Here is a 21,307-nt window from a genome sequence, read left to right as displayed (position 1 = left end):
CGCGACCAGCGAATCAACTGCTCACGCTCGACATCAGCCAACACCAGCTCAGCCTTCGGACGCCCGGTTCTCGACATATCCCCATACTACCCACTTAACTCACGAATTTACGACGCGACACACTAGTGTCGCGCGTCGTCAGCCGGTCGGCGGGGGCCGGGTAATGCGCCCCAATGTGGCGTTGGGTGCGTTGGACGCACCGAACGCCACATTGGGTGCGTTGGACGCACCCAACGCCACATTGGGGCGCTTGGGGCGTTTGGGGGCCGGGACGCTCCGGCTCCCGGAAGGTCACCAGCCGACAGCGACCTCCAGCCACTGCGGGTCGCCGTGCGAGACGAACGAGGACTGGCCGGCCACGTCGTCGTACGGGAAGCCGTACGCGAGGTGGTTGATGCCGTGGTCGTGCCAGTACTTCGCGTAGTAGTTCGCCGGGGCGGCCTTGTAGTAGTTCGCCGGGTCCTGCTGCTGCGACGCCGGCAGCTGCGCGGTGTGCCGGTTCAGCGCGGCGCACATGTTCGGGTTCCCGGCCAGTGAACCGGCGCACCCGGTGATGTTCGACGTCGGCTCGTTGACCCCGACCGACTGGGCGTAGGCGGTGAAGTAGTTCGCGTACTGCCCGCCCGCGCGGAAGTCGGGCGCGCTGCCCGGCGCCGGGATCCGGTACGGCGCGTTCACCGTGGCCAGGCCCTTGAACTCGGTCGGCACCTCGGCCTGGAACCGGGCGAACGTGGCCGCGCGGTCCTCCTGGAAGGTGCCGTAGTCGTCGCCGACCTGCACGTCGTAGCCGTCGTGGGCGTGCAGCCGCATGGCCAGCTTCAGCGCGAACGCGTCCACCCGGGTGGTGTTGCCGTTGAAGACGTCCGGGCCGACGGTGAACTCGATGAAGTCGGCGTACTGGCCGTTCGGGGTGCCGAGGTAGAAGTACATCCGCCCGGCCGAGTTGGCCGGCATGTCGATGTAGGGCTGCTCGGCGATCGAGTGGGTCTGGCCGCCGAAGTTCCAGAACACCTGGCTGTCCGGGTACTTGCCGTTGGTCCGGTTGAGCACCTTCACGGTGAGCACGTTCTGCGCGGCCGGGATGCTGCTCGTGTCACCCCAGAAGGAGTCGGGCGGGACGCCGGACCCGGGCGGCGGGGTGGTCGTGCCACCGCCGGTGCCGAAGACCTGGAACTCGAACAGCGAGACGCCGTAGGGCGTGGCGCGCGCGGTGGTGTACAACCGCACGTACCGGCCGGAGCCGGTCACGTTCAGCGTCTGCACACCGCCGGTGCCGGTGGTCGTCTGGTACACAGTGGACCAGCTGGACCCGTTGGCGGACACCTGGATCTGGAACGCCGTGGCGTACGCGGCCTCCCAGCGCAGCACGACCTGGCTGACGGTCGCCGCCCCGCCGAGGTCGACCTGGATCCACTGTGGATCGCTGAACTGCGACGACCAGCGGGTGCCGGTGTTGCCGTCCACCGCGGCGGTGGCGGGTGTGCCGGCGTTCTCCACCGAGGACGCCGTGACGGCTTTCCCTTGGGAGATCAGCGGATCCGCCGCGTGCGCCGCGGGTGCGGTGAAGCCGAGCGCGGCGACGGCGAGCGCCGCCGCCAGCGTCGTCAACCGGGTTCCGGGTCCGCGGCGGCGCCGCGGACGGGCAATCGTGGGCATGGTTCCTCCCTGGCCGGGAAAGTGGGGCGGACCCGCCGCCGGTCAGGGGACGGCGTCGTCCGGCTCGCCCCCTGACCGCCGGGAAGGTGCATCCGTGTCCGGCCGGGGACGCTCGGTGAAAAGGTTCATACCACCGCCCCCGACCTGTCAAGCCTTGACAGATCGGGGCCCGCGGGCGATATTCGGAACCGATTCACCTCACTCTCCTGCGTGTCGCCGCCACCCGCTCAGGGGCCTCTGCTCACCTGGAGTCAGTCATGCCCAGCGGCGTCTCCCGCCCCGTCCGGGGTCCGCGCGTCAGGACGAACCCGAACAGCGCCGCCATCAGGGCGACGCCGGACCGCGATTCCCGCGCCGTGGGCGTCAGCGCGACCGTCGGCACCAGGCCCGATCGGCCGAAGACGGCCTGTAAGAACAGATAGCGACCGGACCTTTCCGAAGTGCGCCGCCCGCCGGGGCCACCAATCGGACGAATCGCGCTGAGCGAGCCGCATCCCCTGGCACGAAACGGATCCCCGTCGGATAGGCCGTCCGGGTGCTCCCGCCGGAGGCTCCCCGTGGACCGGACCGGCGGCACCTCGTGACCTGTTGACACGGTCGAGAACGCCGACCTACCCTCGCCACATCCCCACCGTCTTCCCGCAACCCCCTTCTCTCCTGGAAATACAACGTTGTAAAAATCCGCCCGGGTCGCTGACCTGCGGCTTGAGAGTGAGGTCCCCGTGCACCGCGTTTCCGGCCGAAGACTTCTCGCCACGCTCACCACGACGCTGCTCGTCCTCGGGACGATGCTCGGCCTGGCCACCACCTCGCAGGCCGCCGGTTCCCTGCCCTGCGACATCTACGGCGCCGCGGGCACCCAGTGCGTCGCCGCGCACAGCACCACGCGCGCCCTGTATTCGGCCTACGCCGGCAACCTCTACCGCGTGCAGCGCGCCTCCGACCGCGCCGAAACGAACATCGGCCTGCTCGCCACCGGCGGGTACGCCAACGCCGCCGCGCAGGACACCTTCTGCGCCGGCACGACGTGCACCATCACGGTGATCTACGACCAGTCCCCGCGTCACAACGACCTCACCGTCGAAGGCCCGGGCACCGCGGGCGGGCAGGACGTCGCCGCGATCGCGTCCGCGCTGCCGGTCACCGCGGGCGGGCACAAGGTCTACGGCGTCTACGTCTCCCCCGGCACCGGGTACCGGCACTACGTCGGCGCCGGCGTCGCGGTCAACGGCCAGCCCGAAGGCATGTACATGGTCGCCAGCGGCACGCACGTCAACGGCGGCTGCTGCTTCGACTACGGCAACGTCGAGGCGCAGATCGCCGACACCGGCAACGGCCACATGGACGCGGTGAACCTCGGCACCACGTGCTACTTCCCGCCGTGCACCGGCATCGGCCCGTGGGTGGCGGGCGACCTGGAGAACGGGCTGTTCCAGGGCAACCGCTCCAACACCGCCAACCGCGGCAACGCCACGCCGTTCGTCACGGCGCTGCTGAAGAACAACGGCCAGACGACGTTCGCGCTCAAGGGCGGCAACTCGCAGAGCGGCGGCCTCACCACCTGGTACAACGGCACACTGCCGTCGGGCGGGTACACGCCGATGCACCAGGAGGGCTCGATCGTGCTGGGCACCGGCGGGGACAACAGCAACGCGTCCATCGGCTCGTTCTTCGAGGGCGTGATGACCGCGGGCTACCCGACCGACGCCGCGGACGACGCCGTCCAGTCCAATGTGGTCTCCGTCGGCTACTCGGGTTCCACCGGGACACCGCCTTACGCGGCCCCGGTTTCCGGCCCCGGCGGCAAGTGCCTCGACGTCGCCGGCGACGACACCGGCACCAACGGCACCGCGGCGCAGCTGTGGGACTGCCAGGCGAACGCGTCCGACCAGCACTGGGCGCACAACGCGGACTCGTCACTGTCCACTTTGGGCAGATGCCTCGACGTGGTCGGCAACGGGACGGCGAACGGCGCGTTGCTGGAACTGTGGGACTGCAACGGCGTCGGCGGCCAGAAGTGGGTGCAGCAGGCCGACGGCTCGCTGCGCAACCCGCAGTCCGGCCGCTGCGTCGACGCGCCGAACGGCGCCACGGCCAACGGCACCCGGCTGCAGCTCTGGGACTGCAACAGCTCGGCGGCGCAGAAGTTCTCCGTCACCGGCGGCGGCCCGATCACCGGCCCCGGCGGCAAGTGCGTCGACGTGGCCGGCGACGACCACGGCGTCAACGGCACCGGCGTGCAGCTGTGGGACTGCCAGTCCTTCGCCGTGGACCAGCACTGGTTCCACCTGTCGAGCGGCGCGCTGCGGACGCTGGGCCGCTGCCTGGACATCGTCGGCAACGGCACGGCCAACGGCGCCCAGGTCGAGCTGTGGGACTGCAACGGCGTCGGCGGCCAGGGCTGGACGCAACAGGCGGACGGCTCGCTGCGCAACCCGCAGTCCGGCCGCTGCCTGGACTCCCCGAGCGGCGCCACGGGCAACGGCACGCGGCTGCAGATCTGGGACTGCAACTCCTCGGCGGCCCAGAAGTTCCCGCTGATCTGACGCCGGAGGTCACGCCTGCTGCAGCCGGGTCAGAGAGCGTTCCAGCCGACCCGGCTGCAGCAGGACCGAGTCAGAAGGCCGAGTCCGGCCGCGAACGCGAGGCCCCGCGCCCACGCGCGCCGTGTCTCCCCCGGAATCCCCTCTCGCCGTCGTGACCCGGCCGGCATGCCCGGAATGTGACCTTGTCCCGCTATCTTCCCCGGAACACGACACCGAGGGGGAACCGTGCGGAAGACCGGTCCGATCATCGCCATGGCCGTTTTCGCGCTCACCGCCTGCGATCCGGGGCCCGGCAGCGCGCCGCCACCGGCACCCGCGCTCACGGCGCCGGTCACCGACGTCGCCCAGCTGGTGGCGGCGGCCCGGGCCGGGATCGCGCAGGCGCCGTCCGCGGCCTTCACCACGGACGCCGTCGTGAGCCCCGACACCAAGAGCGTCACCGGTTCGCTCCGCTTCGACGGCTCCACGAGCAGCCTCACGATGCTGCTCGACGGCAGCGAAGTCCGGGTGCTCGGCAAGAAGACCTACACCCGCACGCCGGGCGCGGCGATCCCCGGCAAACCGTGGGTCGGCACCGACCCGGACAGCCCCGACCCGATGGCCCAGGCGGCGGGCGTGGTGGTGCCGACGATCGTGCAGCTGCCCGACCTCGGCCGGACCCTGGCGGAGATCGAACGGACCGGCCGGATCGTGTCGGCCGACCGGACCGGCCTGGCCAACCACTACCGGCTCGAGCTCGACCCCACGAAGGCGCCGGACCTGTTCCCGGAGTTCATCAGGGTGCCGCTGGACGGGAAGCCCGCCGCGCCGGTCACCGGCAAGCTCCCCGCCGAACTGTGGCTCGACGCGGCACTGCGGCCCGTGCGGTTCACGGTCGATCTGTCCCCCGGCTTCGAGCAGCCGGGCCCCACGGTCAAGGGCACGACCGAGTACCGCGACTGGGGTAAGCCGGTGACCATCGAGGCCCCGCCCGGCGACCAGGTCGTGGACCTGTCCGAGCTGCTGAAGAAGCTGGGGACCTGACCCGCGGCGCGCTGAAACCGGCCGCTCAGGCCGCCACCGTCGTCACGGCGGTGGCGGAGTTGCCGGACAGGCACGTGCCGGTCGAGGTCGTCGGCGCCGTGACGACCGGGGCGTACACGACGTAGTCCTGGCCGGTCTGGAGGTTGTGGCAGGCGAGCCGGGCCTGGTAGCGGCCGCTGTCGCACTGGGCGCTGCCCCGGCCGTAGTAGAGCGTGCTGCCCTGGACGATCCACGCGCTCCAGGTCATGCACCCGGCCAGGCCGGCGGCGGCCGGATCGGCGACGGCCTGCACGATCTGCGCGGTGTTCCCGGTGTTACAGGTGACGGAAACGGCGGCCGGCGCGGTCACCACCTGGGTGCCGTAGAGGATGTAGTAATCGCCGGTCTGCTCGTTCTTGCACAGCGCCTTGACCCGGTAGCGCCCGGTGTCGCACTGCGCCTGGCCGCGGCCGTAGAACAGGTTGTTGCCACCCTGGTTGACCCACTCGACCCAGGAGACGCACCCGGGCACCCCGGCGTCGAGCGGATCGGTCACGGCGTAGACGGCCTGCGCCGAGTTCCCGGTGTTGCACAGCACGGTCGCGGTCGCCGGCGCGGTGACGACCTGGGTGCCGTAGTTCACGTACCCGGCACCGGTCTGGTTGTTGATGCAGACCGCTTTCGCCCGGTAGCGTCCGGAGGTGCACTGCAGGTTGCCGAGGCCGTAGAAGTAGTTGTTGCCCTGCTGCACCCACTGGATGGAGGTCGTGCACCCGGCGGGCGCCACCTGGGCCGCTTGCGCCACCTGCACCGCCGCCGACGCGGGCGCGGCCAGAGCGGCGAGACCGAGCACGGCCGCCACCAGGGCCAGGAACCAACGCTTCGCCACCACTTGCGCCTCCGGGGTGTGGATTCGACTGCCGCGGCGGACCGTAACACCGGAAACCGGCGCAATTCACGGCTGTGCAAGGGAATGAGCACGAACGCGGAACTCCCGGCGCCGTCCACCGCCCGATCGGCCGTCCTACGCTGGAAGAGTGCGATTCCCCGTCGATGATCCGGACGGCGCGCGGCGACTGGCCGACGAACTGGCCCCACGCGTCGCCGAGGCGATCCTTCGGGGCCCACGGGAAACGTTGGTCACGCGGAACGTGCACGTCGACCGTCCCGGCACGGTGTTAGTCCTGCGTAGCTCAGGCGGTACCTGATGTGCACCACGACGTCGGTGAAAGATCGGCTACGAGGAGATCTTCGTCGACGCTCACACCGGCGAGGTCCGCTACCACTACCGCCAAACCCCCTGCCGGCCGTCCGCGATCCGGCCTGCCCGCACCTGACGACCATGGTCGCTACGACCATGGTCGTGCTACGGTGGCGTCATGCCCCCCGCCGACGACACCCCGGAACCCCGCAGCCGCCGTGAGCGGCCGGCGAAACCCGCCCTGACCAGGCAGGGGATCATCGACACCGCGCTCGGCATCCTGCGCGACGAAGGCCTGGAGAAGGTGACGATGCGGCGCGTCGCCGCCGCGCTCGACTCGGGGCACGCCTCGCTCTACGTCTACGTCCGGAACACCGAAGACCTGCACGCGCAGATCCTCGACGTGCTCCTCGGCGAGCTTCGGCCGTCGGTCGCCGGGCCCGGCACCTGGCGTGATCGGGTGAAGGGGCTGTTGTCCGGCTACGGGCAGCTGCTGATGCGCTATCCGGGGATCGCCCGGATGGCGCTGTCCACACAACCCAGCGGCCCGAACTACCTGGCGCTGGTCGACACCGTTCTCGCGCTGCTCCAGGAAGGCGGCGCACACGACCGGGCCGCGGCCTGGGGTGTCGACCTGCTCCTGCTGTTCCCCACCGCGGTCGCCGTCGAGTTCAGTGCCCCGGCCGCCAAGACCGAGAAAGCCGCCGCGCTGTCGGCGCTCGCCACGAAGATCACCACCGTGGACGCGGCCCGGTACCCGCACATCGCCCCGCTCAGCGCCGCGCTCGTCTCCGGCGACGGCGGCTCCCGCGGCGACTGGGCCTTCGACGTCCTGCTCGACGGCATCCTCGCCGCGAACCCCCCTCCCGCACCGGAACAGGACCTCCCATGACCAGCTCTTCCGTCACGATCGTCGGCGCCGGCCTGTCCGGCCTCGTGCTGGCCCGCATCCTCCAGAACCACGGGATTCCCGCCACCGTCCACGAACTCGACGCCACCGCCGGCGCGCGCCGCCAGGGCGGCTCGCTCGACATCCACGAAGAGACCGGGCAGTTCGCCCTGCGCGAAGCCGGGCTGTACGACGAGTTCCGCCGCCACACGCACCCGCAGGGCGAACACATGCGGGTCCTCGACAAGAAAGCGCACGTCTTCATCGACGCCGGGCCCGACGGCGGCGAAGGCGGACGTCCGGAGATCGACCGGACCGTGCTGCGCGATCTGCTCGTCGGCTCGCTCGACCCCGGCAGCATCGTCTGGGACCACAAGGTCACCGCGGCCCGCGCCCTCGGCGACGGCCGGCACGAGCTGACCTTCGCCGACGGCACCACGACCACCACCGGCCTCCTGGTCGGCGCGGACGGCACCTGGTCGAAGGTGCGGCCGCTGCTGTCTCCCGCGATCCCGGAGTACTGCGGGGTCTCCCACGTCGAGATCCGCATCCCGGACGCGCCGGCGCGGCACCCGGAGCTGGCCGCGCTCATCGGGCCCGGCATGGTCTTCGCGCTGTCCGACAACAAGGGTCTCCTGGGCCACGGCGGAAACGACATCGAACTCGGCGCCTCCTTCCGCGTCCCCGAGGACTGGCTGTCCGCCGGCGGCGTCGACTGGACCGATCCGGCCGCGGCCCGCGACGCCCTGCTGAAGGAGTTCGCCGACTGGGCCCCGGAACTGACCGACCTCATCCGCCACTGCGAGGACACGATCACGCCGCGCCGGATCTTCGGCCTCCCGGCCGGGCACCGCTGGGCTCGCGTCCCGGGCGTGACACTCGTCGGCGACGCCGCGCACGTGATGTCCCCGTACGCGGGCGAGGGCGCGAACCTCGCCCTGATCGACGGCGCCGACCTCGCCCGCGCGATCATCGAGCACCCGGACGACGTCGAAACCGCCCTGACGCAGTACGAGACGGCGATGTTCCCGCGCGCCGAAGAAGCCGCCCACGGTTCCGCGCAAGGACTCGAGTGGTGCTTCACACCGACGGCGCCCCGGGAGATCGTCGAGTTCTTCTCCGGGATGGACCAGGGGTAGGCCGTCAGGTCCACACCCCCGCGGCGGCCGTTTCGGTGACGTAGTCCTCGAACGACCTCGCCGGCCGGCCGAGGGCGCGTTCGACGTCGCCGGTCGGCACGGGCGCCGCGCCGTCGCGGATGGCCACCAGGATGCCGGTGAGCAGCTGGGCGACACCGGCCGGGACGCCGTTCGCGACCAACTGTCCGATGTGGACTTCGGGGGCGACGTCGATGTGGCGGAGCACGCGTCCGGTGGCCTGGCCGATCACGTCGACCGCCTCGCCGAAGCTGAGCGCCCGGGGGCCGGTCAGCTGGTAGGTCCGGCCGTCGTGCCGGCTGCCGGGCGGTCGGACAGGCCGAGCACGCTGCGCACGACCCCGCCGAGCGCGGCCGGGATCGACGGCGCGGCGTCGTTGGCGTAGAAGTGCGCGCCGTCCGCGCCGGTGTAGTCGCCGAGCGACGTGCCGAAGGCGGCTTTCACCGCGTCGGCCGTGCCGGTGGCGTCGACGACCTGGCGGTTGCCCGCCACCGACGTCACCCGGAAGCCTTGGGCGCGCAGGAAGTCCGTCACCTGCGCGACGTCGGACGCGGTCGGGGCGAAGCGCGCGTTGTACTGCTCACTGGTGAGGTAGTGGCGGTAGCCGGGTGAGCGCGGGTCGCCGACGGCGGCGACGAACCGGTTCAGGCCGGCCTCGTCGTGCGGGCGCAGCGCCACCGCGATCCCGACGCCGCGGTCTCCCGCGACGGCGGCGTCCCGGTGCGCGCCCGCCGGCGCCGCGATGCTGTCCGGCAGGGGGACTCGGGTGTTCTGGGCGTGCGCTGCCGGCGGTCCGACGGCCAGCAGCGCCGCAGCGGTGAGGAAGGTGGTCGCCGCGGCGGCCGCTCTCCTGGCGCTGGGGAATGGGGACATCTGTTTCCTCCGGGAGTGGAGTGGCGACGTTTTCTGCGGCACACCGGATGCAGTCGACGCCGGAGACCGGCCGAACGCTAATCACGGGCCGTCACCCGGGAAATCCCTGCGTGAACGTTCAGTTCCGTTCACAGTGAACCGGTTCGCGCCGGGTTCCGCCGCAGGTCGGAGGCGCGATCCGTAGCCAGTTGTCCACAGAGGTCCGGACGCGTTCAGTGCGGCCGCGCCCCGGGCGGATTGCCGCTTATGCCCCGGATTCCACCCTTCGGCCCTACCACCGATCGCGATCACCCGCCTACGGTCCGCGAACCCCTCGGAGTGGCGAGCTGTGGAGGTCCGATGGCCGGAAATGCGGTGGGAACGCGAGCCGTGCCGGTGGACCGCGAGCTGCGCCGGCTGCTGCGGCACGGCACGTTCGCGCAGGTGCTCGACCACGCGCTGGCCGTTCGCGGGCTGAGCCTGGAGCAGGTGCAACGGCGGCTGGCCGACCGGGGTGTGCGGGTCAGCCGCGCCGCGCTGAGCTACTGGCGGCGGGGCCGCAGCCGGCCGGAACGCGAGGAGTCGCTGCGCGCGGTGCGGGCGCTGGAAGACCTGATCGGACTCCCCGGGGAGTCGCTGGTGGTGCTGCTCGGCCCGCCGCGACCGCGAGGCCGCGGCGCCGAAACCGAACCGGGCGCGGTCGACCGCCGGCGGCTGTGGCCGTCCTGCGGGCCGGCGCTCGCCGCCATCGACGCGCCGCCGGAAGGCCAGGTGCGGTACCTGGACGTCCACGAGCACGTGCTCGTGGACCAGCGCCGCCGCCTGCGCGAGGTCCGGACGCGGCTGGTGCTCGAGGCGACGACCGACCGGACGGACCGGTGCGTCGTCTACGAATGGGCCGAGGAGTCGTCGCGGCCGGTCCTGGGTGAGCTGCGGTACTGCCGGCAGGGCCGGACCCGGCCGCAGGAGGCGAGCACCGCGACGGTGTGCGAACTCCTGCTGGAGCAACGGCTTTCGGCGGGCGACCGCACGGTCGTCGAGTACACCTGGCGCTACCCGGGCGGTTCGGTGCTGACGTCGTTCCACCGGCGGTTCACCCGGCCGGTGCGGCAGTACCTGCTGCAGGTCGAGTTCACCGGCGAGGTGCCGCCGCACTGCGTCCCGTACCGGCAGCCGACCCTCAACAGCGCCCGGCAGCCGGGGAAACCGTTGTGGATCGGCGGGTCCGGGACGGCGCACTTGGCCGTCCCGGACGCCGGCCCGGGGCTGCTCGGCCTGCAGTGGGACTGGAACTGAGGCACCGGCCCGTGTCCGTGGAGTTCGAGTCCTCGCACACGGCGTTCTCACTCGCGCTGGACGCCGCGATCGCCGAGTCCGGCCTGTCGCTGGAGCGGCTGCAGCGCCACCTGGCCGCGCGCGGCGTGACGCTGTCCCGGGCGTCGCTCTCGTACTGGCGCACGGGTCGCTCCCGCCCGGAGCGCGAGACCTCTTTGGACGCCGTCACGCACCTGGAAGACGTCCTCAACGTGCGTCCCGGCACGCTCAAGTCGTTGCTGGGCCCGAAAGCGCCCCGCGGCCGCTGGCTGGGCGGGCCGCCCGAGCGGCTGGCCCGGCACCGGTTGTGGCCCGCGCTGCACCCCCTCTCCGCGGAGCTGAAGCCGCCGCCGGACGGCCACGTGCGGTTCTGGTCCCTCCACGACACGCTGTTCGTCGACGACCACAGCCGTGAGCGGCACCTGCGGGTGCGCATGGTCGCCGAAGCCGCGATGGACGGCGTCGACCGGATCATGACGTTCTTCCAGGCCGACGGGCCCGAGCAGGACGATCCTGCCTACGAGGACCTGCAGTCCTGCACGCTGGGCCGGGTGCTGACCGACCGGGCCACCGGCCTGACCGCGGGCGAGCTCCTGATCGACCGGACCCTGGCCGCCGGTGACGTCGCCGCGGTGACCTACACCCTGAGCTTCGGCCGGGGGCACGAGACCGACCACTACCACCACCGGTTCACCCGGCCCGCGCAGCTCTACGTCTGCCAAGTGCAATTCGCTTCCCGCATCCCCCGCCTCGCGCGGGAATTCGAACAACGGCAGCTGGGCGGGCCGCGCACGCAAGGCCGTCCGTTGCCCGTGGATTCGGGCCACTCGGTCACTTTCGCCACTCGTGACGTGCACCCGGGCATCCTCGGCGTCAACTGGGAGTGGTAGCCAAATCTGTTTACAGCCGCCACCACAGGGCCGTTGACCTGCGGTTGTGCGACGCGCCAAGACGGTGACAGGTCAGTTGTTCACTTAGCCTGTCCGCTTCCCGTTGCCGCCTTTACCGTTCTGGCCAGCTCCTTTCTATGCGGTCTCCCCAACTCCCCCGGTGAAGGGAATTCCCATGTCCGTCAAGCACACCCTGTTCGCGGTCGCCGCCGCCGCGAGCGTCGCGCTCGCCGGCGCCCCGGCCGCGGTCGCGGCCCCGGCGACCACCACGGTCCACCACACCACCCAGTCGATGGCCTCGCTCTTCGGGACCACCGCCGCGCCGGCCGCGCCCGCAACGATCGGCGACACTTACCCCGCGAAGTGGCGCAACATCCCCCAGGACTCGGTGGTCGACGACTGGAACATGTACAACCGCGAGTGCGTCTCGTGGAACGCGTACAACATCGCGCGGCACGGCAAGAGCGCGAACAACTACGGCGACGCCAAGTACTGGGACGACAACGCCCGCAACCATGGCTTCCGCGTCGACAACACGCCCACCGCGGGCGCGACCGCGCAGACCGACGCCGGGCAGTACGGCCACGTCGCCATCGTGGACAGCGTCAACGGCAACCAGGTGACCGTCGAGGACTACAACTGGGACGGCACCGGCCACTACCTGCGGCACACGGTGAACAAGAACGACTTCCGCTACATCCACTTCTACGGCTGACCATCGGACGCCACTCGCGTCCCGATCACCGGTACGCGAGTGGCGCGCCCACGGACGTTCGGCCATCGTTCAGGGGAAACCCACCTTCCGGAGGGCGTTCGTTCGGCCCGCCCCGGAACGCTGAACCGGCTCTGGATCCCCGACCCCGAGGACGGACACCGTGACCGAATCCCGTGCCCGCAGGCGCGTCTGCTGCCTCGTCGCCGGTTCGCTGCTGGCCGCGGCCTGCGCGAGCGGCCCGGCGCACGCCGCCGCGGCCCAGGACGTCCACCTCAACGAGGTCGTGACCACCGGCAGCGTGAACGACTCCGTTGAGCTGTACAACTCGGGCACGGCCGCTGTCGACGTCTCGGGCTGGATCATCAAGGACGACCAGGACAGCTCGAAGTACAAGATCGCCGCCGGGACGTCCTTGGCGCCCGGCGCCTTCCGCGCGTTCGACGTCCACAGCTCCTTCGGGCTCGGTTCGTCGGACAAAGCGCGGCTTTACCAGGCAAACGGCACCACGCTGGTCGACAGCGTCAGCTGGAGCGAGCACTCCGACCCGTCGTGGTCGCGCTGCCCGGACGGGACGGGCCCGCTCACCGCGGCCCCGCTGACGCTCGGCGCCGCGAACAGCTGCGGCTCCGGCACCGCGCCGGTGGCGTGGCCCGGCGGCAGCTCGGTGACGACAGCCGACGCGTCGAACGTCTTCGGCGAGGACCTGAGCGGCCTGTTCCAGGACGGCGGTGTGCTGTGGGCCGCGCAGAACTCCGGGAAGCTGTGGCGCCTGCTGCCCAACGGCTCCGGCGGCTGGAAGCCGGACACCGCAAACGGCTGGTCGTCGGGCAAGACACTGCGGTTCCCGGGCGGCTCCGGCAATCCGGACAGCGAGGGCGTGACGGTCACCGGTGGCGCGGCGTTCGTCGCCAGTGAGCGCAACGGTTCCGGCAGCAGCCGGACGTCCGTGCTGCGCTACGACGTGAGCGGCACCGGCTCCACGCTGACCGCGACGAAGGAGTGGAACCTGACCGCGGACCTGCCGCCCGTGGGCGCCAACCTCGGCTTCGAGGGCGTCACCTGGGTTCCCGACGCTTCCCTCACCGGCGCCGGGTTCGCCGACGCCTCGACCGGCGCGGCCTACGACCCCGGCCACTACGGCGCGCACAGCGGCGGCGTGTTCTTCGTCGGCGTCGAGGGCACCGGCATGGTTCACGGGTACGTCCTGCAGGACTCGGGCGCGTTCACCCGGGTGGCGTCCTTCGCCAGCGGGATGAGCGGCGTCATGGAGGTGCAGTGGGAGCCGCAGGCCGCGCGCCTGTGGGTCGTCTGCGACGACACCTGCCACGGCCAGCACCGCACGATGAAGGTGAACGCCGCCGGCGTGTTCGCGACGACCGCGGTCTACAACCGGCCCACCGGCATGCCCGACTACAACAACGAAGGCTTTGCCCTGGCCGGCGCGAGCGAGTGCACCGGCGGCACCAAGCCCGTCTACTGGTCCGACGACACCAATGACGGCGGGCACGCGCTGCGGAAGGGCATCGTCGCCTGCTGACCGGCCGCCTTCTCCGACAATTCTTGCAGACTTCAGTACGTAAATTTCTGAAATCGGTCCGAGTATTGCCAGTTCTTGGCCGGAAGCCTACAGTCGCCTCCCGGAACACGTACTCGTGCAACGGTGCCGAGAGGATCTGCAATGGCGATCTCCCGCAGGACGTTCATCGGCTCGGCCGCGGCGGCATCGGCCTGGGGAGCGCTTTCCCTCGCCAGCGCGCCCGGCGCGTCCGCCGCCAGCGCGCCGGGAGACGTCGTCGGCAAGATCACCGTCGGGTACCAGGGCTGGTTCGCCTGCGCCGGTGACGGCGCGCCGATCAACGGCTGGTGGCACTGGAGCCAGAACTGGGGGCAGACGCCGTCGACGGGCAACAACGTGATCAAGGCCTGGCCGGACATGCGCGAGTACACCCGCACCTACCAGACCGCTTATGCCAACTTTGGCAACGGCCAGCCCGCGACGCTCTTCTCGTCCTACGACCAGCAGACCGTGGACACGCACTTCCTGTGGATGCAGCAGAACGGCTGCGACACCGCCGCGTTGCAGCGCTTCAACCCCAACAGCAGCGAAGGCCCGACGCGCGACGCGATGGCCGCCAAGGTCCGCAGCGCCGCCGAAGCGCACGGGCGGAAGTTCTACATCATGTACGACGCCACCGGCTGGGCGAACATGCAGCCGGAGATGAAGGCCGACTGGACGGCGAAGATGTCGGCGCACACGGCGTCGTCCGCCTACGCCCGCCAGAACGGCAAGCCGGTCGTCTGCATCTGGGGTTTCGGGTACAACGACGGCAACCACCCGTGGGACGCGAACACCTGCCTCGACGTGGTGAACTGGTTCAAGGGCCTGGGTTGTTACGTCATCGGCGGCGTGCCAAGGGAATGGCGCACCAGCGACGGCGGCTCGCGGCCCGGCTTCGGCGACGTCTACCGCTCCTTCACCATGATCTCGCCGTGGATGGTCGGCGCGGTCGGCGACGCGGCGGGCTCGGACTGGATGTACCAGAACCTCACCGTGCCCGACCAGGCGGACTGCAACGCCCACGGCATCGACTACCAGCCGTGCGTGCTGCCAGGCGACGTCTCCGGCCGGCAGCGGGCCCACGGCGACTTCATGTGGCGCCAGTTCTACAACATGGTGCGCGCCGGCGTGCAGGGCATCTACATCTCGATGTTCGACGAATACGGTGAAGGCAACCAGATCGCGAAGACCGCGGAGAACGCGTCGATGACCCCCGCCGGCTCCGGCCTGCTCGCTTTGGACGAAGACGGGACAGCGTGCTCGTCGGACTACTACCTGCGCCTCACCAACGACGGCGGCCGCATGCTCAAGGGCCAGCTCGCCTTGACGGCGACCAGGCCGACGTCGCCGACGCTGAGCACGGGCGGCTCGACCGACCTGGCGCGCGGCCGGGCCACGAGCGAAAGCAGCCACACGCAGAACTACGGCGCGAGCAACGCCGTCGACGGAAACGCCGACAGCTACTGGGAAAGCACGAACAACGCGTTCCCCCAGTGGCTCCAGGTCGACCTCGGCGCGTCGACCGCGGTGACGCGGATCGTGGTGGCCGTCCCACCGTCGAGCGCGTGGAGCACCCGCACCCAGACGCTGGCGCTGTCGGGCTCATCCGACGGAACCACGTTCGACACCCTCTCCCCCGCGACGGGCTACGTGTTCGATCCCGCGCGGGGCAACAACGTCACCATCACGATCCCCCGCACCAGCCGCCGCTTCCTGCGCTTGACCTGCACCGGCAACACCGGCTGGCCCGCCGGGCAGATCGCCCGCTTCGAGGCCTACAGCTGATCACAACGCCGGCTGGGAGGCGACCAGCCGCGTCACGGGAGGACACCCAGCTCGCGGTGCAGCAGCGCCCGGCAGTGCACGGCGACCCGGCTCTACAGCGGCGGTGTCTGGTCGACGCCGAAGACCAGCGCGCTCTTCGTCGACCCGAAGGCCATCATCACCATCATCGCGGCCCTGACCGCGGCGGTGGTCGTCCAGGACCTCGCGTCGAAGATCACCTCGAAGCTGACCGGGGTGTACCGCGACATCAAGGTCGACGTGACCTGACGCTGAACGCGACGACGGCGGGCTGACCCGGCGGCCGGCCCCGGAGCCCGCCCGGCTCCGGGGCCGGTGCGGGCTACTCTGGAGTAGACACAGTCGTGCGGCGCAGTGGGGGGAACGTGGCCCGGTTCGGCAAAGCGGTCGTCGAAGGTACCTTGCTGCGGGCGAAGCCCGTGGTCCGGTGGGGGCTCGGGCACGCACTGCCGCGGGCCGTGCTGCTGCGCGGCGCCCGGCGCGGCGACCTGCAGGGCCGGCTGGTCGACGACGCCGCCGCGGGCCGCGACCTGAGCGGGCTGTTCGACGAGATCCGGGCCGCCGGACCGGTCGCCCGGACGCGCTTCGGCTGGATCACCACGCAGCACGCCGCCGTCCGGGAGGTGCTCTCCAGCGACGACTTCCGCACCGGCGTGCTCGGCTCCGACGGCTCCGCGCTGGGGCGGCTGCTGGAGTGGTCGGCCGGCGAGCACCTGCACCCGGTGCGGCCGCCGTCGCTGCTGGCCGTCAACCCGCCCGAGCACACCCGCTACCGCAAGCTCGTCACCGGCGTGTTCACCGCGCGCGCCGTCGAGCAGCTGCGCGGCCGGGTCCAGGCGATCGCGGACGAGGTCCTCGACGCCATCGACCCCACCGGCCCGGTCGACCTGGTCGAGTCCTACTGCGGCCTGCTCCCGGTGACGGTGATCAGCGAGATCCTCGGCGTCCCGGCCACCGAGGTGGGCAAGGTGCTGTCCCTGGGCGCGGCGGCGGCGCCGAGCCTCGACCTCGGCCTGGGCTGGCGCACGTTCCGCGACGTCGAGACGGCGCTGGCGGAGTTCGACACCTGGCTGGGCGAGCACCTGGACCACCTGCGCCGCCACCCCGGCGACGACCTGTTCAGCCGCCTGGTCGCGGCCCGCGACGACGGCGTCGGACTCACCGAGGCCGAGCTGAAGTCGACGGCGGGCCTGGTCCTCGCGGCCGGCTTCGAGACGACGGTCAACCTGCTGGGCAGCGGCATCGCCCTGCTGACCGCCCACCCGGGCCAGCTCACGACCCTGCGCGAGCGGCCGGAGCTGTGGGGCAACGCGGTCGAGGAGGTCCTGCGCCACGACCCGCCGGTCCTGCTCACCGGCCGGCTGGCGGTCCGCGCCACGGAGGTCGCCGGCGTCCCCCTGCCGCGAGGAGCGCTGGTGACGACGGTATTGGCCGGCGCGAACCACGACCCGCAGGTCTTCGCCGAGCCGGAGACGTTCGACGTGACCCGGGCCCGAGCCCGCGACCACGTCGCCTTCGGCGCGGGCCGGCACCACTGCCTGGGCGCCGCACTGGCCCGGATGGAGGGCGAGATCGGCCTGCGGACGATCTTCGACCGCTTCCCCGGCTTGGCTCTGCGTCCGGGAAGCCGCCGCCGAGAGACCCGAATCCTGCGCGGCTACGAGTACCTGCCGGCCACCCTCACCTAGCGGCGACGGCCTCGGCCACGACGTGCCCGGGCGACATCGACTGATCGGCGGCAGGCCCGTCGCGAGTGACTCAGTGGTGTGCGGCGCGCAGGGCTCGTTCGATCTCGTCCTGGCCGAGTGCGCGGGAGCTGACGTAGTACAGCACCGCTCCGGGTGGCAGGTCGCCGTCCCAGGCGGGGTTGACGGTCAGGCCGTTCGCGCCGCGGACGGCCAGTACCGTGGCCCCGAAGGTCCGGCCCAGTGCGGCCCGGCAGCGTTCGACCTGCAGGGCGCCGAGGCGTTCCGGGACGGTGACCGAGTACGTGCCGGCGCCGCCGGCGGTCATCAGTTCGGTGTAGACCTCGGCGATGCCCGGCGAGACCACCTCCTCGACGACCATCCGCGGGGTGTGCCACTGGACGCAGGTGATCCGCGGGTCGACGTAGCCCATCAGCTCGGCCCGTTCCATGTCGCGCATCGTGACCACCACGTGCGCCGACGTCGAGGCGTGCTCGACGAGGACCGCCACCGCCAGCGCCTCGTTGTCGTCCCGCACGTCCACGAGCACCGTGGCGGCCCGCTCGACTCCCGCCCGCGACAGCACCGCCGGTGCGGTGAGGTCGCCGCGGACGAACTCGACGGGCTGCGCCGGCATCGGGTGCACCGGCACCTCGTCGCCCGCGCACAGCACCAGTCCGGTGATCCCGTCGGCCAGCAGCTGCGCCACGAGCCGCTCGGTGCGGCCGGCGAGGTAGCCGACGAGCACGACGTGGCCGCTCAGCTCCACCGGTTCCAAGCCTTGCATCCGCCGTCCCTTCGCTTGCTCGAGCAGCGCCGCGAGCCGGGTGAAGACCGTGGTGAGCGTGGCGATCCCACCGACGATCACGTACACCCCGACGAAGTGCCCGGCCGCCGTCTCCGGCGAGAAGTCGCCGTAGCCGACCGTCGCCGCGGTCACGACGAAGTACCACCAGTAGTTGCCCGGCTGAACCAGGTCGCTGCCGGCCGGCTCGGCCAGCACCATCAGCGGCCAGCTGGTCGCGAAGACGAACACGACGACCACCACCGGGAGCATCCACCCGGCACGCAGGAGCCAGCGCGCGAACAGGCGGGAAAGGATGAAAGGCACGCCCTCTCCTCACCGAACGCCACCACCCGGACACGCCACCTTCAGCGTCCCTTGAGGACAGTTCCGGATCACGAGATCACACGCGCGGACCAGGCACAACGGCCTTTACCCGACCGTGACGGCCGCCGCCCGGCGCCGGGTCGCGACCGGCGCGGCGACGCTCGGCCGTCACAGCCGGTGCGAATCGAGGCGGTGCCGGTTGAGGCGGTGCGGATCGAGGCGGTGGCGGGCCGGTTCTCCCCGGCCGCGACCGCCTTGCCGACGCAGACGGCCGGCAAGGCGGAATCCGATAGCCCGCCATCCGCGTGTGGGTAACGGCGCGCGTCGACCGCGCGCCCGGCCTTGCCGACGTCAGCGACCGGCAAGGCGGAGATCCGCGCCGGTGCCGGCCGTGGGTCGGGAGGTGCCGACGCCGGCCGCAGATCCGGTGACCCGCCGTCCGTGTGCGGCTAGCGGTGCGTGGCACCTCCTGCGGGCGGGCGGTGTAGGCCCAGGTGGTCGCGCAGGGTCGGGCCGGTGTACTCCGTGCGGTAGCGGCCCTTGCGTTGCAGGATCGGCACCACGTGGTCGACGAACGCCGTCAGCTCGTACGGCAGGGTCGAGCCCATGATGGTGAACCCGTCGACCGCGCCGGCGTCCTGCCAGGCCATCACGTGCGTGGCCAGCTGCTCGGGCGTGCCGACGAAGTGGGATTGGCCCGCGCCGCTCTTGAGCTGCAGGGCCAGCTCGCGCAAGGGCAGCTCCGGTTGCGCGCGCTGGAGGGCGAACAGCTCGTTCGCGCGGCTCGAGACGTTCGCCGTTCCGGTCCACAGCTCCGCCGGCAGCGGAGCATCCGGGTCGAAGCCGTCCGGGTCCAGGCCGGCCGTGTACAGGATGTTCTGCCAGCGGAACTCCGGGCTCGCCAGCTCTTCCAGCCGGCGGGCCTTCTCCCGGGCCTCGGCCTCGGTACCGCCCAGCGTCACCATCAGTGCCGGGAGGACGAGCACCTGGGCCGGGTCCCGGCCCGCGGCGGCCACCTGGGCGTGGAGCTCGGTCCGGAACGCGGCCGCGGCCTCCAGCGACGGCGGCCCGGAGAACACCAGCTCGGCGTACCGCGCGGCCAGCGCGATGCCGGCCGGGGACTGTCCCGCTTGGACCAGGACCGGGCGCCCCTGCGGCGAGCGCGGGAACGGCAGGATCCCCTCGACGTCGTAGAAGTCGCCGTGGAAGCGGGGCGCGTGCAGCTTGGCGCGATCCGCCCACACTCCACGTTCGCGGTCACCGACGACCGCGTCGTCCTCCCAGCTGTCCCACGCGCGGGTCACGACGTCGACGAACTCGTGGGCCCGCGTGTACCGGTCGGCGTGGTCGGGGTGGGCGCGCTCGCCGAAGTTCGCCGCGGCCAGCGGGGTGATGGTGGTGACGATGTTCCAGCCCGCGCGGCCGCCGCTGAGGTGATCCAGCGTCGCGAACCGGCGGGCCAGCTCCCACGGCTTGTTGTAGGTCGTGGAGCCGGTTCCGATCAGTCCGATGTGGCTGGTGACCGCGGCCAGGGCCGAGAGCACCGAGATCGGGTCGAACTGCGTCTGCGGCAGGTGCGTGGCCCGGTACTCGGCGATGGCGATGTTGTCGGCCAGGAAGATCGTGTCCATCAGGCCGCGTTCGGCGATGCGCGCGATGTCCGCGTAGTACGGCAGCCCGAGCACGCCGCGCACGTCGTCCTCGACGACGCGCCAGGCGGACTCGTGGTACCCGTTGGGCCAGATGAAAGCGTTGAAGTGCAACTGATCCGCGCTCACGGAACGACTCCTCGTGTTGTGCCGCCGTCAGGCGAGACCCTGCTGCGACAGCCAGTCCTTCGCGACGTCGGCCGCCGGCTCACCGCCGGAGTCCACGCGCTTGTTCAGCTCGCGCATGCCGTCGGTGCTGAGCTTCGCGCTCACGGCGTCGACGACGGTCGCGAAGTCCGCGCCCCGCGCGTCGAGCACCTTCTTGTTCACCGCCGGCACCACGTTCTCCGTCGGCACCATGCTCAGGTCGTCCTTGAGCGCGACGTACTGCGGGTCACCGGCGGACGGGCTCACCGAGTCCACCGGGATCACCGTGACCGCACCGGAGTTGAGCTGCTGCACCCGCGGCCCGACTTCCTGCACGGTCTGGAAGGACGCGTTCGTCAGGTGGTAGATGTCGGTCAAGCCCTTGAAGCACGTCAGCCGCTTCTCACATTCCGGACCGCCGGCCAGGATGACCTTGTCGAGCTTCTTCAGGTCGCTGATGGTCGCGATGCCCTTCGACTTCGCGAGATCGGCCTTGACGATGTAGGTGTTCTTGTCCTCGGCCGGGGCGTAGTCCAGCAGCGAGACGCCGCTGGACTCGAACAGCTTCGCCAGCTGGTCGTGCTCGCCCTTGGCGTCCTTGACCGGCTCCGCACCGAAGCCGGTGGTGATCGCGGAACCCTGGTACTCCGGGATGAACTGCAGCTCACCGGACTTCAGGGACGGGTAAATCAGCTCGCGCGAGCCCAGGTTCAGCTTCCGGGTCACCGGGTAGCCCTTGGCCTCCAGCGCCTGCGCGTAGATCTCGGCCAGGATCTGGCTGTCGGTGAAGTTGAAGGACGCCACGACGATCGGCGCCCCGCCCTTGCCCGGCGCAGCGGGCTTGTCACCGCTGTCCCCGCCCCCGCACGCGGTCAGGCCGAAGACGGCCACCGCCACCACCGCGGCCGCTCGAAGGTTCCGGCTCCAGCGCACGTGCCCACACTCCTCGTTCCCATGATCCAGACATCCACGACCCTAACCAGCGGGTACGACAGAAACCACATGCTGGGAACACGGCGACGCAGACTGTGGCCGCCGTAACCCGATCCGGTCAACTAACCTTGCTGGTCACTTTTACAGGTTAGGATGAACCCGGCGATCCTGTCAACCGGCGAGGTCCACATCCTGAACA

Annotated in this window: 18 protein-coding genes; 10 read left to right on the top strand and 8 right to left on the bottom strand. The window is 71.1% G+C overall.

The features are described 5' to 3' along the window. Positions 1-291: 291 nt before the first annotated feature. Positions 292-1,656, bottom strand: coding sequence for a beta-1,3-glucanase family protein (locus tag ACLJQZ_RS31835; protein ID WP_410623537.1), 1,365 nt, complete (start codon positions 1,654-1,656; stop codon positions 292-294). 722 nt (positions 1,657-2,378) lie between these two features. Here ACLJQZ_RS31835 and ACLJQZ_RS31830 point away from each other — a divergent pair. After that, positions 2,379-4,202, top strand: a complete 1,824-nt coding sequence (locus ACLJQZ_RS31830) for an arabinofuranosidase catalytic domain-containing protein (protein ID WP_410623536.1) — start codon at positions 2,379-2,381, stop codon at positions 4,200-4,202. Between the two features lie 225 nt (positions 4,203-4,427). Continuing rightward, the gene (locus tag ACLJQZ_RS31825) at positions 4,428-5,225 is read left to right on the top strand and encodes a hypothetical protein (protein WP_410623535.1); all 798 of its coding nucleotides are present in this window, start codon (positions 4,428-4,430) and stop codon (positions 5,223-5,225) included. 25 nt (positions 5,226-5,250) lie between these two features. Here ACLJQZ_RS31825 and ACLJQZ_RS31820 read toward each other — a convergent pair whose 3' ends face one another. Further along, positions 5,251-6,096, bottom strand: coding sequence for a hypothetical protein (locus ACLJQZ_RS31820; RefSeq protein ID WP_410623534.1), 846 nt, complete (start codon positions 6,094-6,096; stop codon positions 5,251-5,253). 487 nt (positions 6,097-6,583) lie between these two features. Between ACLJQZ_RS31820 and ACLJQZ_RS31815 the strand changes: the two genes are divergently transcribed. Then, entirely contained in the window at positions 6,584-7,297 is a 714-nt protein-coding gene (locus ACLJQZ_RS31815) for a TetR/AcrR family transcriptional regulator (RefSeq protein WP_410623533.1), read from the top strand. Further along, positions 7,294-8,433 (top strand): FAD-dependent oxidoreductase, encoded by a 1,140-nt coding sequence (locus ACLJQZ_RS31810; protein ID WP_410623532.1) that lies wholly within the window; start codon positions 7,294-7,296, stop codon positions 8,431-8,433. Before ACLJQZ_RS31815 ends, ACLJQZ_RS31810 begins: the two co-directional genes overlap by 4 nt. A gap of 4 nt (positions 8,434-8,437) precedes the next feature. On the opposite strand, the gene ACLJQZ_RS31805 is transcribed toward ACLJQZ_RS31810, so the two are convergent. Both ACLJQZ_RS31805 and ACLJQZ_RS31800 read right to left on the bottom strand, forming a co-directional pair. Further along, entirely contained in the window at positions 8,438-8,683 is a 246-nt protein-coding gene (locus tag ACLJQZ_RS31805; protein WP_410623531.1) for a hypothetical protein, read from the bottom strand. Positions 8,684-8,721: 38 nt separating this feature from the next. Next, a complete protein-coding gene (locus ACLJQZ_RS31800) occupies positions 8,722-9,324 on the bottom strand; it encodes a protease pro-enzyme activation domain-containing protein (protein ID WP_410623530.1) in 603 nt (200 codons plus the stop codon). 339 nt (positions 9,325-9,663) lie between these two features. Between ACLJQZ_RS31800 and ACLJQZ_RS31795 the strand changes: the two genes are divergently transcribed. The 5 genes from ACLJQZ_RS31795 (at position 9,664) to ACLJQZ_RS31775 (ending at position 15,565) form a co-directional block, all read left to right on the top strand. Beyond that, positions 9,664-10,599: an XRE family transcriptional regulator gene (locus tag ACLJQZ_RS31795; RefSeq protein WP_410623529.1), complete on the top strand. Its 936-nt coding sequence runs from the start codon at positions 9,664-9,666 to the stop codon at positions 10,597-10,599. Between the two features lie 11 nt (positions 10,600-10,610). Next, complete coding sequence (locus tag ACLJQZ_RS31790; RefSeq protein ID WP_410623528.1) at positions 10,611-11,507, top strand: XRE family transcriptional regulator; 897 nt, start codon at positions 10,611-10,613, stop codon at positions 11,505-11,507. A 175-nt stretch (positions 11,508-11,682) separates the two neighbouring features. After that, complete coding sequence (locus tag ACLJQZ_RS31785) at positions 11,683-12,222, top strand: CHAP domain-containing protein (RefSeq protein WP_247051137.1); 540 nt, start codon at positions 11,683-11,685, stop codon at positions 12,220-12,222. Positions 12,223-12,382: 160 nt separating this feature from the next. Continuing rightward, positions 12,383-13,759 carry a lamin tail domain-containing protein gene (locus ACLJQZ_RS31780; RefSeq protein ID WP_410623527.1) on the top strand — a complete coding sequence of 459 codons (1,377 nt, stop codon included), beginning with the start codon at positions 12,383-12,385 and terminating at the stop codon, positions 13,757-13,759. Between the two features lie 141 nt (positions 13,760-13,900). After that, entirely contained in the window at positions 13,901-15,565 is a 1,665-nt protein-coding gene (locus ACLJQZ_RS31775; RefSeq protein WP_410623526.1) for a discoidin domain-containing protein, read from the top strand. 92 nt (positions 15,566-15,657) lie between these two features. Here the strand turns inward: ACLJQZ_RS31775 and ACLJQZ_RS31770 are convergent, their stop codons facing one another. After that, entirely contained in the window at positions 15,658-15,813 is a 156-nt protein-coding gene (locus ACLJQZ_RS31770; protein ID WP_410623525.1) for a hypothetical protein, read from the bottom strand. Positions 15,814-15,948: 135 nt separating this feature from the next. Between ACLJQZ_RS31770 and ACLJQZ_RS31765 the strand changes: the two genes are divergently transcribed. Beyond that, positions 15,949-17,271 (top strand): cytochrome P450, encoded by a 1,323-nt coding sequence (locus ACLJQZ_RS31765; protein WP_410623540.1) that lies wholly within the window; start codon positions 15,949-15,951, stop codon positions 17,269-17,271. A 70-nt stretch (positions 17,272-17,341) separates the two neighbouring features. On the opposite strand, the gene ACLJQZ_RS31760 is transcribed toward ACLJQZ_RS31765, so the two are convergent. From ACLJQZ_RS31760 to ACLJQZ_RS31750, 3 genes are all read right to left on the bottom strand, one after another. Then, a complete protein-coding gene (locus tag ACLJQZ_RS31760; protein WP_410623524.1) occupies positions 17,342-18,379 on the bottom strand; it encodes an ion channel in 1,038 nt (345 codons plus the stop codon). 449 nt (positions 18,380-18,828) lie between these two features. Next, entirely contained in the window at positions 18,829-20,157 is a 1,329-nt protein-coding gene (locus ACLJQZ_RS31755) for an LLM class flavin-dependent oxidoreductase (protein WP_410623523.1), read from the bottom strand. 27 nt (positions 20,158-20,184) lie between these two features. Further along, positions 20,185-21,108, bottom strand: coding sequence for an ABC transporter substrate-binding protein (locus ACLJQZ_RS31750; RefSeq protein WP_410623522.1), 924 nt, complete (start codon positions 21,106-21,108; stop codon positions 20,185-20,187). Positions 21,109-21,307 lie beyond the last annotated feature (199 nt).

The organism is Amycolatopsis sp. cmx-8-4 (assembly GCF_046548675.1).
In the GTDB taxonomy this organism is placed as follows: Bacteria; Actinomycetota; Actinomycetes; order Mycobacteriales; family Pseudonocardiaceae; genus Amycolatopsis.
This window is presented reverse-complemented; position numbering and strand designations above follow the sequence as displayed.